The organism is Halobacterium hubeiense, assembly GCF_001488575.1.
Taxonomy (GTDB): Archaea; Halobacteriota; Halobacteria; order Halobacteriales; family Halobacteriaceae; genus Halobacterium; species Halobacterium hubeiense.
On record NZ_LN831302.1, the window covers coordinates 2497615 to 2510607 of the forward strand.

Below are 12993 nucleotides of genomic sequence, written 5' to 3' on the forward strand. Positions count from 1 at the left end.
TCACGGCCACTCCTCGGGCAACAGCGACGCCTGCGCGCCGCGGTGCTCGTCCGCCAGCAGGCTCGCGGCCTCCACGACGAGCGCGACGACGAGCGGCCCCGCGATGATGCCGATGGGGCCGACCGTGAGCAGGCCGCCCGTGAAGCCGACGAAGTAGAGGCTCCCCGGGAGGTCGGCGGTGCGCCGGGAGAGCCGCGGCCGCACCACGACATCGGGCAGCCACGCCACCAGCACGCCCGCGACCACGACGACGAGCATAGCGCCGGTGACGTTGCCGACGCTCGCCCAGTAGAGCGCAATTCCACCGACGACCAGCGACGGGCCGACGATGGGGATGAACTGGAGGATGCCCGCGACTACGGCGAGCATGATGGGGTAGGGGACGCCGAGCGCGAGGAACACGGGGAGCGCGATGGCGGTCGTCGCGAGCGCGGTCACCGCCTGCAGGACGTAGATGGCGTACAGGGTCGCTCCCGCGCGCCGCGCCAGCGACCGCGCGACGTCGTGGTAGCTGGCGGGAATCGTCGCGAGGAGCGCGCGCTCGGCGTCCTTGTGCGCGAGCAGCAGGCCGAACACGACCATCCCGAACAGCGTGAACTTCAGCGCGAGCTCCGGGAGCGTGACCGCGAAGTCGACGGCGAACGCCGCGACGAACGACAGCACGGCGTCGGTGACGGCGCCGACCTCCACGGGGTACTCGTAGCCGTAGACCGCCAGCGTCACGACCTCCGGCAGTCCTTCGAGCACGTCCACGAGGCCGCTGGCGCGGTCGGTGAGCACGTAGATGCCGACGGAGACGGGGACCAGCACCGCCAGCGACGCCAGCACGGCTGTCGTCGCGCTCGACCACCACGGCGGCAGGCCGAGGCGCTGGACGCGCCGGTGAATCGGCACGAGGAGGTACGCGACCGTGACGGCGAAAAACACCGTGCCGAAGACCGCGCCGAGCAGCAGCGCGGCGGCGACGAGGAGCACAGCGAGGACGGCTGCCAGCGTGGTGGTTCGTGACGGGGGCACACCACGACGTACCGCGGGCGGTGTCAAAAGCGTTCGGCGCGACGACCGCCCCGCTCCGACACCGCGTACTTAGTCTTAGTGGCCGCCTCAGCCCCCATTCCTAGAAATCTGGCAATAACCCCTTTCCGCGAGACCCGCCGTGTATGCAACATGGCTGACAGTGGGGGCAGCAGCGCGAGCGCGCGGCGGTCGGCGGTGGCCGTCCTCGCCGCGGCGTTGGTGGTCGCGGCTGCGGGCGTCGGCGGGGCGGTCGGAGCGGTATCGGGAAGCACGACGACGCAGGCGGCCGACTCGAACCCGGTGGAGTTCGTGTACGTGGACGACAGTACGTCTGAAATCACGTTCATGCGTGCGGACGGGACGACGGTCGGGACCGGCGTGAGCGACGCCGCAATCGTCGGGCCGATGGCTGACCTCGACGACGACGGCCTGCTGGAGGCGTCGTACGTGACGACCGGGGCCGGCGTGAAGGCCGTCGACGCGAACGGCGAGACGCAGATGCTCGTCGAGGACGGCGACGCGAGCACCGGGAAGGTCGGCGTCGGCGATTGGACCGGGGACGGGGTCCCCGAGGTGGTGTACGCGGACGCGAACAACCAACTGCGGTACGTGAACGTCTCCGGGAGCCCGACGGCAGTCGGCGGGGAGGAGGCGAAGACGGTCCTCGGCGTGACTGACTTCGACGGCTCCGGGACGACGGACGTGGTGTTCGTGGGGACGTCCCAGAACCTCCACTACTACAACGGGTCGACCACCAACGACACAGAATACGGAAACTTCGCGAACAGCGACGCCGCGGGGGCGCCGGCGGACATCTACGGGGACGGGGAACTTTGGGTGCCCGTGATAGACGGCAGCCAATACCCCGAAATCGTGAACAGCACCGGGACCGACCGCGAGTTCCGCGAGACCAGCAACAACACCGACAAGCAGCCCGTGGCGGCCGTCGACTGGGTGGGCGACGACACTCACGAGATTATCCACTCGCAGAACGCCGAGTTGGCGTACACGCGGGCGGACGGGACGACGCGGAAGGTGACAGACGCCGACGGCGCGACGGTCTCCATCGACGAGAGCGCGGGCGTCGCGCGCGTTGTGAGCAGGCCAGCCGACCTCTCGGTCAGCGAGTTCGCGGCGACCGCGACCGGCGACCAGAACGTCACCGTGAACGTCACGACGAACCACGACCTCTCGGAGCTGAACGTCACGCTCGACGGCCCGGAGACGGCGGCGTTGACGCTCGCGGCCGGCGACTTCGAGGAGACCGGCACGGACCCGTACTCGTACACGGCGACCTACGACGGGAGCGCGGACGGCGAGTACACGGCGACGCTTGATTCGGCGGCCTCCGCGGGCGACGCGACCTCGGGGAACACCGACACCGCGACCGTGGACGACCGCGTGCCGACAGTCGAGTCCGTGAACCTCACCGACGCGACGAACGGCGACGGCGACGTGGAGGCGGGCGACGAGGTGACCGTGAACGCCACCGTCTCCGGGGACGTCGATTCGGTGACCGCCGACCTCTCGGCGTTCGACGCCGGCACCGTGACCCTCACCGGCGACGGCACCGGCAGCTACGAGGCGAACGCCACTGTCGGCCCCGACGCCACCGACGGCGACCAGAACGTGACCGTCACGGCCAGCGACGGCGAGGGGAACACCGACAGCGGGACGACGGGCGCGCTCAGGGTGGACACGGAGAACTTGTCGGTGGCGCTCAACGACACAAGAACCGTCGAGGAGGGGCAGTCCGTCGAGTTCTCGCCGGCGAGCGTCTCCGGGGCGACGGGCGACGTGACCTACGACTGGACGTTCGGCGACGGCAACAGTTCGTCCGGGGAGACGGTCACGCACACGTACAGCGCGTCCGGCACGTACACGGTCGAGGTGACCGCGACCGACGAGACGGGCGACACCGCCAGCGACACGACGAACGTGACCGTCGAGAATCCGCCCGTCGTCGAATCGGTGAACCTCACTGACGCGACCGACGGGAACGGTACTGTCTCGCCGCGCGACGAAGTCACCGTGAACGCCACCGTCTCCGGGAGCGTCGATTCGGTGACCGCCGACCTCTCGGCGTTCGACGCGGGGAGCGTGGAACTCGTGGCCGACGGCGGGACGTACACGAACACCACCACTGTCGGCGCGAACGTCACCGAAGGCGCGCAGTCGGCGACTGTGACCGCGACCGGTGCGAGCGGCACCGAGGACAGCGCGACGACGGGGACGCTGGACGTGGTCGTGGACGAACTGACCGTCACCGTCGGGGACGACCGGACGGTCGGCGTGAACGAGACCGTCGAGTACGACGCGTCGGTCGCGGGCGCGACCGGCGACGTGACCTACGACTGGACGTTCGGCGACGGCGAGAGTGCGACCGGCAAGACGGTCACTCACGCGTACGCCGACACCGGCACGTACACCGTCGAGGTGACCGCGACGGACGACGCCGGGACCGCCAGCGACGTGACGAACGTGACTGTCGAGGACGCGCCCGTCGTCGAGTCCGCGGCCCTCACCGACGCGACCAACGGGAACGGCATCGTCGCGCCCGGGGACAACGTCACCGTGTCAGCGACCGTGAGCGGCGACGTCGCCAGCGTCGAAACTGACCTCTCGGCATTCGACGCGGGCAACGTCACCCTCACTTCTGACGGCACCGGTGACTACGCCGCGAACGTGACTGTCGGCTCGAACGCCACCGACGGCGACCAGAACGCGACGGTCGTCGCGACCGGGAATCAGGGCAACACCGACACCGGCGAGACGGGCGCGCTCACGGTCGACACCGAGAACCTCTCCGTGTCACTCAACGACACCAAGACCGTCGAGGAGGGCGAGAGCGCGAAGTTCTCGCCGGCGAGCGTCTCGGACGCGACCGGGAGCGTGGACTACGACTGGACGTTCGACGACGGCGGCAGCGCGTCCGGGGAGACGGTCACCCACGCGTTCGAGGACGACGGCACGTACGAGGTGATACTGACTGCCGACGACGGGTCGGACGACGTGGACACGGCGTCGATGTCCGTGGCGGTGACGGCGAACGAGACGACCATCGAGGGGACCACGACGACCGACTCCTCCACCACGACCGACCCGTCTACCACGACGAGCGAGCCGACAAGTGGTGACGGCGGCGACGGCGGGACGAACGACCCGGCGGGGTCGAGCGACGACGAGACCGACCCGGTAGCCACGGCGACCGCGACCGCGACGCCGACGACCGGCGGCTCGGCGGGCACGACGACCGCGCGGCCGACGGAATCGACCACGGCCACGGCGACGACGGCGCCGACGTCCGAGCGGACGCCGACAGCGACAGCGACGGCCGCAGAGACGGCCACAGCGACCACGGCGGAGCCGGGCGCGGAAAACGTCCCGCCGCAGAGCCCCGGCGAAGCACCGGGCTTCGGGACGGCGGCCGCGCTGCTCGCGCTCCTCGCGGCGGCGGCGCTGGCGCTGCGGGAGTGAGCGGCGCCACCGCCCGAAGCGACGGCCTTTTCTACCACACTGCGAAACAACCGGGTAATGAGACGGCGCGACTACCTCAAGACGGCCGGCGTAGGCGCCGCGGGACTGCTGACCGCCGGCTGTCTGCAGGTCGAGGAGAGCGAGCAGACGAGCACGAGCACCACCACGGACGCCTCGACCACCGAGGGGACGACGACCGGCACCACCAGCGAGTCCACGGAGCCGCTGACAATCGCGACCTACGACTCCTTCTTCGGCGACGAGGGGACGGCGGGCCGCTGGCTGAAAGACCAGTGGGAGGCCGACCACGACACCGAAATCGAGTACACCGCGCCGAGCAACGGCATCAACGAGTTCATCCAGCGCAAAGACCAGAACGCGGGCATCGACGCCGACCTCTTCGTCGGCCTGAACACGCCCGACCTCGTGCGCGTCGACCAGTCGCTGCCCGACAGCGACCTCTTCGACGACCTGCGCGCCGACCTCGACAACGACGGCGACGTCAAGGAGAGCCTCGAAATCGACCCGGAGAACCGCGTCGTCGCCTACGACACGGGCTACATCACGCCCGTCTACGACAGCACCGAAATCGACGACCCCGAGACCTTCGACGCGCTCCTCGAACCCGCCTACGAGGGGACGCTGCTCGCGCAGAACGCCCAGTCCAGCGACCCCGGACTCGCCTTCCTCCTGTGGACGATTCACGAGAAGGGACCGGACGGCTACCTCGACTACTGGGAGGACCTGCTCGCCAACGACGTGCGCGTGCTCGACGACTGGACGCCCGCGTACGACGCGTTCACCGCGGGCGAGCGCCCGATGGTCGTCTCCTACTCCACCGACCAAGTCTACTACAACAGCGAGGAGGAGCTGCCCCACCACCAGATTAGCTTCCTGAACGACCAGGGGTACGCCAACCCCGAGACCGTCGGGCGGTTCGCGGACAGCGACCAGCCCGAGACCGCCGCCGACTTCGTGGACTTCGTGCTCACTGACGAGGCGCAGGCGAGCGTCGCCCAGAAGAACGTCCAGATTCCCGCGACGACCACCGCGTCGCTGCCCGAGGGGTACGCCGAGTACGCCAAGGAGCCGCCCGAGCCGGTCACGTTTACCTACGAGGAGCTCGCAGGCAACCTCGACGAATGGACCGAGGCGTGGGCGCAGCTGGTCGCGAGCAACTGACGCGCGTGACCGACTGGCTGTCCCGAGCGGGCGGCCGGCTCGCCGACGACGCGGACCGGCTGGTCCTCCCGGTCGTCGGCGCGGCGACGGTGCTGGTGCTCGGCGTCGTCTTCTACTACCCCGTGTGGACGGTGTTCGCGGAGGCGTTCGGGGACGCCGCCGAACCGATTCGGGACGTCCTCGTCAGCGAGTTCTACATGGGCGCAGCGCACGGCCTGTTCGCGCACCCCGCGCGAGTCCCGGGTGACGTGCTCGCGTGGCTGGCGAGCGTGCGCGTCCACGCCGCGTGGACGGGGCTCGCGCCCGACGTGTGGGTGAGCTACCCCAGCGTTCGGAAGGGGCTGTTCGGGTTCACTGCGTGGCAGGCGGCGCTCTCGACGGTCGCGAGCGTCGCGCTCGGGCTACCGGGCGCGTACGTGCTCGCCCGCTTCGAGTTCCCCGGCCGGCGCACGCTGAAATCGCTGACCATCCTGCCGTTCGTGCTCCCCTCCATCATGGTCGTCGCGGGGTTCGTCGCGACGTTCGGGACGAACGGTACGCTCAACGGCGTGCTGACGACCCTCGGACTGGGGAAGGTCGAACTGCTGTACACGCTGGAAATCGTGGTACTGGCGCACGCCTTCTACAACGCGCCGCTCGTGACGCGGATGGTGACGTCGGCGTGGGAGAACGTGGACGCCAGCGCGGTCGAGACCGCGCGCTCGCTGGGCGCCAGCCCGCTCCGGGCGTTCAAGGACGTGGTCGCGCCCCAGTTGCTGCCGGCGCTGGCGGCGAGCGCGGTGCTGACGTTCGTGTTCACGTTCATGACCTTCCCCATCGTGTTGGGATTGGGCGGCCTCCAGTTGGCGACCGTGGAGGTGTGGCTGTACGCGCGCGTCCAGCAGTTCGACGTGGAGACGGCGGCCGCGCTCGCCACGCTGGAGACTGTCGTCTCGCTGGGGCTGACGTACGTCTACCTTCGCTACGAGGCGCGGCGCACGGGCGGCGGCGCGGGGAACCCGCTCCCCCGCCAGCGGCTGTTCGCCCTCGATTCGAATGACCTCCGGAGCGCGCTCGTGCGCGCCGGCGTCGGCCTCTACGGCGTCGTCGTCGCGGTCGTCTTCCTCGCGCCGCTGGCGTCGATGGTGCTGGCGAGCGTCGGCGGCCTCGGCGACCCGACGCTGGAGTGGTGGCGCTTCCTCCTCGAAAAACAGGCCGATAGCCGCACCCAGCCGTCGGTCGCGGTGTGGAACTCGCTTCGGTTCGGCGTCGGCGCGCTCGCGCTCGCGCTCCCGATGGGCGTCGTCGTTGCGGCGTTCTCCGCGCGCGGCGGCCGCGGCCGGAAGGTCGCGGACGCAGTCCTGATGGCGCCCATCGCGGTGTCGGGCATCGTCGTCGGGTTCGGGATGTTGCAGTCGCTGGTGTTCGGCGTGGAGCTGTTCGGCTACCGCGTCAGCGTCGTCGGCGCGGCCGTCGTCGTCGCCGCGCACGCCGTCGCGGGCTACCCGTTCGTCGTGCGGAACGTCGCGCCGATGCTGACCGCCGTCGACGACCGGCTGGTGGAGTCCGCGCGGGCGCTCGGCGCGAGCCGCGCGCGAGCGCTGTGGGACGTGGAACTGCCGCTGGTGTGGCCGGGCGTGCTCGCGGGCGCGGCGTTCGCGTTCGCGCTCAGCGTCGGCGAGTTCGACGCCACCGTCCTCCTCGCCGGGGAGAACGCGTACACGATGCCGGTGGCGCTGAAGCGCTACCTCGTGGACCGCGCGGCCGGCCCGAGCGTCGGCCCGGCGGCCGCGATGGGGACGATTCTGCTCGCGGTGACAGCCGCCAGCTTCGTGGTCATCGACCGCGTCGGTGGGAGGTACCGACCGTGACGAGCCTCCAGTTGGACGACGTGACGCGGGCGTTCGGCGCGACGACCGCCGTCGAGGGCGTCTCTCTCGACGTGCGCGACGGCGAGTTCTTCACGCTCGTCGGCCCCTCGGGCTGCGGGAAGACGACGACGCTCCGGCTGATTGCGGGGTTCGAGCAGCCCGACAGCGGCGACGTGCGCTTCGGCGGCGACTCCGTGGCGGGCGTGCCGCCGGAGGACCGCGACGTGGGCATCGTCTTCCAGAGCTACGCGCTGTTCCCGCACATGAGCGTCGCGGAGAACGTCGCGTACGGCCTCCGGTTCCGCGACCCGCCCGCGGGACAGACGACCGACGAGCGCGTCGCGGAGCTACTGGAGCTGGTCGATTTAGCGGGGTTCGAGGACCGCGACCCCGGCGAGCTGTCGGGCGGCCAGCAGCAGCGCGTGGCGCTGGCCCGCGCGCTCGCGCCCGAGCCCGACGTCCTCCTGCTCGACGAGCCGATGAGCGCGCTGGACGCGCGGCTCCGGGAACGGCTGCGCGTGCAGGTCAAGGAGATTCAGTCCGAACTGGACATCACGACCGTCTACGTCACGCACGACCAGAGCGAGGCGCTGGCGATTTCGGACCGCGTGGCCGTGCTGAACGCCGGCCGCGTCGAGCAGGTCGGCGAGCCCGAGGAGGTCTACCGGGAGCCGGCGTCGCGGTTCGTCGCGGAGTTCGTCGGCGACAACAACGTCTTCGGCGGCGAATCTCCAGTCGAAACAGAGGGGTGTTCGGTCCGCGTCGGCAAGACTGAGTTCGACGTCGGCGAGCGCACCGACGGCCGCACGACGGTCTGCGTGCGCCCCGAGTCCCTGCGCTTCGACTGCGAGCAGAACCGGTTCGCGGTGCGCGTGGAGAGCGTGGAGTTCCTCGGCGACGCCTACCGCGCGCACTGCGAGTGGGACGGCCGGGAAGTGCTCGTGAAGACCCGCGACGAGCCGCCAGCGGGAGAAGCCGTGCTCGGATTCGAGCCCGAGGACGCGACGCTGCTCTGATTGGGTCGGGGTCGCGTTTCCTGTTTAAGGCGCGACGCCGACGGTCAGCAGCGTGCCGTACGTGCGGTAGCGCTCGACCATGTCCTCGCGCGTCTCGAAGCCCTCGTGGGGGAACTCGGCGGCGGGCGGAATCTCGACGTCGCGGTCCGCGACGTTGTCCTGCTCGGCGACGTGCAGGCCCGCCTCGCGGAACGCCTCGCGGTACTGGGCCTTGTCCCAGCGGGTCATCTCCACGGTGATGTTGTCCTGCCAGTCGTGGCTGTGGACGTTCTCCTCGTAGTAGTTCACCGCGCAGTAGAACGTCCCGCCGGGCTTCAGCACGCGCCGGACCTCTTCGAGGGTCTCGTGGGGGTCGCTGGCGTAGTAGAACGCCTCCATCGAGAACACGTGGTCGAGGCTGTCGTCGGCGAACGGCAGGCTCCCGAAGTCCCCGACGACGTAGCCGATTTCGTCGTCCTCGGTGTACGACTGGGCGTTGCGCGCCATCTCCGGCGCGCCGTCCAGTCCGTAGCCGCGCGCGATGCCGCGCTCGCGGAGCGCCCGCAGCGCGTACCCGCTCCCGGTGCCGAGGTCGAGGACGTAGTCGTCGGCCTCCACGGGCATCCGTGCGAGCACGTGCTTGGCGGTGTGCCAGTGACGCTCCTCCATCCCCTTGTCGCGACCCGACGCCGCCCACTCGTCGAACTCCTTGCGTACGCTCATACCGAAAGCGACGGCCGCCGCGGGCAAAAACCCGCAGGAATCTGGTCGGCCGCACCCGCACCCGTAGACGTTTTCCCGGCCGTCCCCGACTGTCGGGTATGGTCGGCCGAAACAGACGGTATCGCGTCGCGGACACCGCCCAGCAGGTCGTCGGCGGCTTCCTGCTGGCGGGACCGTTCGTCGTCACCGAGGAGGTGTGGCTACTCGCCAGCCGCATGCAGTGGTTCCACGTGCTCGCGACCGTCGTCGTCGTGTTCGCCATCGGCTACGGCGCGCTCTACGAGGCCGACGACGACCGCAACCCCGACCGCGAAGCCGAGGTCGCGGGCGTCCCCGTGCGGTTCGTCTCCCTGATGGGAGTCGCGTACGGCTCCGTGCTCGTGCTCGCGCTGGCGGTCACCGCGCCCACGACGTTCGCCGGCCAACTGGAACTCGGCACGTCGCTGTCGGCGGTCGCGGCGCTCACCGCGAAGGCCGTCTGCGTCGGCGCCATCTTCAGCGTCGTCGGCGCCGCGACCGCCGACAGCGTGTTCTGAGCGCGGTCGCGCACGCGGCGCGGGACTCCCCGACCCCGAAGGTTAAGACCGCGTGGGCGCTTTCCTGCGGTATGGACTACGACCTCGCCATCGACGGAGCGCCCGACTCCGTCCCGGGCGGCACCGTCGTACTGCTGCTCCACCCCAGCACCGGCGAGACCGACCGCATGGACACCGACTTCCTGAAGACGGACACCGACAATTTCCTCGTCGTCTCCACGCGCACGACCGCCCGCGAGGTCACGCAGAAACTGGAGTACTACGACGTCGACGAGGACAGCGCCGAGATTCTGGACACGCTCTCCGTCGACCGCGGCTACTCGCGGCGCGGCGCCAGCCACATCCACTACGTCTCCGCGCCCGACGACGTCGACGGCATCCTCGCGGCCGTCGATCAATTCCTCACGGACAACCCCGGGAAGCGCCGCGTGAGCTTCGACTCGCTGACCGAGCTGGCGTACTACGCCGACGAGGATCGCGCGCTGGATGCGCTCGTCCGGCTCGGCGACCTGCTGGACGAACACGACGCGGTCGCGCTCGTCCACGTCTCCCGGGAGGTCCACGACGACGACGTGCTGGACTCGTTCCGCGGGGAGAGCGACGTGGTCGTCGAACTTGACGAAGACGGGAACGTCGCCGCCGACTACTGACGGATTACGCCGCGGTCCGCAGAATCAGCGTCGGTTACTCGGAGTCCGCGGCGTCGGCATCGAACACTTTCTCCGCCCACGTCACCGCGTAGCTGGCGCCGTGGCGGCGGTACGCGAGCGTGTCCAGCGCGGCGAACGGCGCGGGCAACTCGACGTCGTGCTTGACGGCGCTGCACGCGAGTTCGGCGGCGTCCGAGAACGACGTCTCGCCGCGCGCGATTTCCTTCGGGAGGCCGTCGATGCGGCCGGTGACGCGCTCGCCGGCGTCCACCCACGCCTCGTGGAGGTCGGGGTAGTCGTCGGCCCACGACTCGAACTCCTCGCGCGCGTGGAGCCCGCGGTAGGCGTCGCAGCACGCCGAGGCGAGCTGGTAGACCGACGCCGGGTCGGCGTCGACGGCGGCGTCGAACGCGCGGTACTCGTCCTCGAAGAAGCCGAGGAACTGCTCGGGGAGGTCCAGTCCCGCCTCGACGAGCGCCTCCGCGACGAGGAACCGCTCGAACGCCTCGGGCGTCCCCTCGGTGCGCGCCTTCACGAAGACGACCGGCGGGTCCGTCTGGGTCGTCCACGCGACCGCGCCGTCCCCCGGCGTCCCGACGACGAAGTCGCTGGACGCCAGCCGGTAGAGAATCTGGGGGGCGTCCTCGGGGAGCCACGCCGTGTCGTACTCGCTGGGCGTCAGCGACTCGACGAGCAGCGCGAGGTCGTCGCGGTGCTCGGGGGGCAGCGTCTGGAAGTCCCGCTCGCAGTCGAGGACGATGACCCCCGGCGCGTACGCCTCCCGGACGGCCGCGAGTTCGCCCGCGAGGTCGCGCTCCGAGAACATCTACGCGACGTTGACGACGATTATCAGCGCGAGGGCGGCGGCGAGGCCGACCGTCGCGGCGACGTACTTCGTTGCCGTGCTCATACGAGGTGATTCGCCCGCGAGGACTTAAATTGCGGTCGTTCGCCCGCGCGACGCGCCGGTCAGTCCGCGCCGTCGGCCGCCGGCGTCTTCGCGCCGTACGCGCGCCACGCCCCCGAGCGGAAGCGAACGAAGTTGACCGCGGCGCGCACGTACATGTCCCCGAGGATGGCCGCGAAGATGGCGGTCAGGCCGAGGCCGAGCCCCGGCGAGACGGCGGGAATCGAGAGCGGGCCGAGCGCGAACGGCCCGAAGACGAACGTCGCCGGGAGCGCGAGGAACGCCAGCGGCAGGCGGACGAGGTACGTGCCCGCGATGGCGCCGTAGAACGGCCAGCGGGTGTCGCCGGCGCCGCGGAGGCCGCCGCGGAGCGTCCGCGACACCGAGAAGCCGGCGACGCTCAACCCGAACACGCGGATGAACGTCACCGTGAGGTCGACGTTCGCCGCGCCGAACGCCTGCGCGATTGGCGTCGCCGCGAGGAAGATGCCGGCCCCGATGAGCAACTGGGTGACCAGCGCGATGCGAAGCGTCTGCCAGCCGTAGTCGGCGGCCTCGTCGGGGTCGCCCGCGCCCAACCGCTGGCCGACGAGGGTGCTGGACGCCGTGGAGTACCCCCACGCGGGCATCAGCGCCAGCAGCATCACGCGGCGGCCGATGGCGTACGACGCGACCACGGGCGTCCCGAGCACGCCGAGCACGAACAGGAACGGGAACCGGCCGAACGTCCGCGAGAGCCGCGTGCCCGCCAGCGGGAGCGCGACGCGCACGATTTCCCGGGCGACGCCCCAGTCCCACTGCTTGCCGCGCAGTCGGAGCGTGACGCTCCACCGCCCCGACAGCAGGACGGCGAGGAAGACGACGCCCGCGAGCGCGTTCGCGGCGGCGGTCCCCCACGCCGCGCCGACGACGCTGAGCTCCGGGAAGCCGAACAGCCCGAAGATGAGCACGGCGTTCAACGCGATGTTCGTCGGGAGCGTCACGAGGCGGACGTACATCGGCGTGCGGGTGTCGCCGGCGCCCGCCAGCGCCCGCGCCGCGATCATGCTCCAGAACCGGAACGCCACCGACAGCATCACCACGCGGAGGTAGTCCGCGCCCAGCGCCGCCGTCTCCGCGTCGCTGGCGAGCAGTCCGACGAGCGGGTCCGCGTACAGCCACGCGCCGAGCGTGAGCGGCGCCGACAGCAGTAGCGAAATCCACAGCGACTGCTTGATGGCGAAGTCCGCTTCCGCGTCCTCGTCGGCGCCCTTCAGCCGGGAGACGACGCTGATGGTGCCGCTGGTGAGCGCGAGCGCGAGCCCGAACGGGATGAAGTAGTACTGGAACCCGAACTCGAGGGCGGCGACCGCGACGTCCCCGGCGGCGATGCTCACCATCAGGAAGTCCGTCGTCCGGAGGACGGTGCGCAGCCCGCCCGTGACCATCGCGGGCAGCGCGAGGTCGAACGCCTCCTCGCCCTTCTGCCGGTCGACGAGCCCGAGACGAGCCAGCAGCGCGGGGAACGCGGCGACGAGCGCCTCCGCGCGGCGACGCAGAGTCATCTATCGGAAGCGTCTCGTCGGCGCGGAAAACAACTTCGCCAGCCGGCAACCTACCGCGGGTTCGAGCGGCGCCGCGGCCGCGAGCCGCGACGAAGGATGGAACGCGTGAACT

The 12993-nt window shown here is 70.5% G+C and carries 10 protein-coding genes; 6 read left to right on the top strand and 4 right to left on the bottom strand.

Annotation, left to right across the window (positions count from 1 at the left end; all coding sequences use genetic code 11):
• Nucleotides 1-1017: an AI-2E family transporter gene (locus HHUB_RS13150; protein WP_059058107.1), complete on the bottom strand. Its 1017-nt coding sequence runs from the start codon at nt 1015-1017 to the stop codon at nt 1-3.
• A 150-nt stretch (nt 1018-1167) separates the two neighbouring features.
• Here HHUB_RS13150 and HHUB_RS13155 point away from each other — a divergent pair, with 150 nt between their 5' ends.
• The 4 genes from HHUB_RS13155 to HHUB_RS13170 are packed head-to-tail and all read left to right on the top strand — an operon-like array spanning nt 1168 to nt 8542.
• Entirely contained in the window at nt 1168-4494 is a 3327-nt protein-coding gene (locus HHUB_RS13155; protein ID WP_059058108.1) for a beta strand repeat-containing protein, read from the top strand.
• Between the two features lie 57 nt (nt 4495-4551).
• Entirely contained in the window at nt 4552-5676 is a 1125-nt protein-coding gene (locus HHUB_RS13160; protein WP_059058110.1) for a thiamine ABC transporter substrate-binding protein, read from the top strand.
• Nucleotides 5637-7526 carry an ABC transporter permease gene (locus HHUB_RS13165; protein WP_082687248.1) on the top strand — a complete coding sequence of 630 codons (1890 nt, stop codon included), beginning with the start codon at nt 5637-5639 and terminating at the stop codon, nt 7524-7526. Before HHUB_RS13160 ends, HHUB_RS13165 begins: the two co-directional genes overlap by 40 nt.
• Entirely contained in the window at nt 7523-8542 is a 1020-nt protein-coding gene (locus tag HHUB_RS13170; protein ID WP_059058112.1) for an ABC transporter ATP-binding protein, read from the top strand. The genes HHUB_RS13165 and HHUB_RS13170 overlap by 4 nt, the downstream gene beginning before the upstream one ends.
• Before the next feature lie 24 nt (nt 8543-8566).
• On the opposite strand, the gene HHUB_RS13175 is transcribed toward HHUB_RS13170, so the two are convergent.
• Nucleotides 8567-9244 carry a class I SAM-dependent methyltransferase gene (locus HHUB_RS13175; protein ID WP_059058114.1) on the bottom strand — a complete coding sequence of 226 codons (678 nt, stop codon included), beginning with the start codon at nt 9242-9244 and terminating at the stop codon, nt 8567-8569.
• Between the two features lie 98 nt (nt 9245-9342).
• On the opposite strand from HHUB_RS13175, the gene HHUB_RS13180 reads away from it, so the two are divergent.
• Together HHUB_RS13180 and HHUB_RS13185 are read left to right on the top strand one after the other, a co-directional pair.
• The gene (locus HHUB_RS13180; protein ID WP_059058116.1) at nt 9343-9780 is read left to right on the top strand and encodes a DUF2391 family protein; all 438 of its coding nucleotides are present in this window, start codon (nt 9343-9345) and stop codon (nt 9778-9780) included.
• A gap of 71 nt (nt 9781-9851) precedes the next feature.
• Nucleotides 9852-10430, top strand: a complete 579-nt coding sequence (locus HHUB_RS13185) for a DUF7090 family protein (protein WP_059058118.1) — start codon at nt 9852-9854, stop codon at nt 10428-10430.
• Between the two features lie 34 nt (nt 10431-10464).
• Here HHUB_RS13185 and HHUB_RS13190 read toward each other — a convergent pair whose 3' ends face one another.
• Nucleotides 10465-11256: a DUF7089 family protein gene (locus tag HHUB_RS13190; protein ID WP_059058121.1), complete on the bottom strand. Its 792-nt coding sequence runs from the start codon at nt 11254-11256 to the stop codon at nt 10465-10467.
• A 143-nt stretch (nt 11257-11399) separates the two neighbouring features.
• The gene (locus HHUB_RS13195) at nt 11400-12881 is read right to left on the bottom strand and encodes an MATE family efflux transporter (RefSeq protein ID WP_059058122.1); all 1482 of its coding nucleotides are present in this window, start codon (nt 12879-12881) and stop codon (nt 11400-11402) included.
• Nucleotides 12882-12993: the final 112 nt, after the last annotated feature.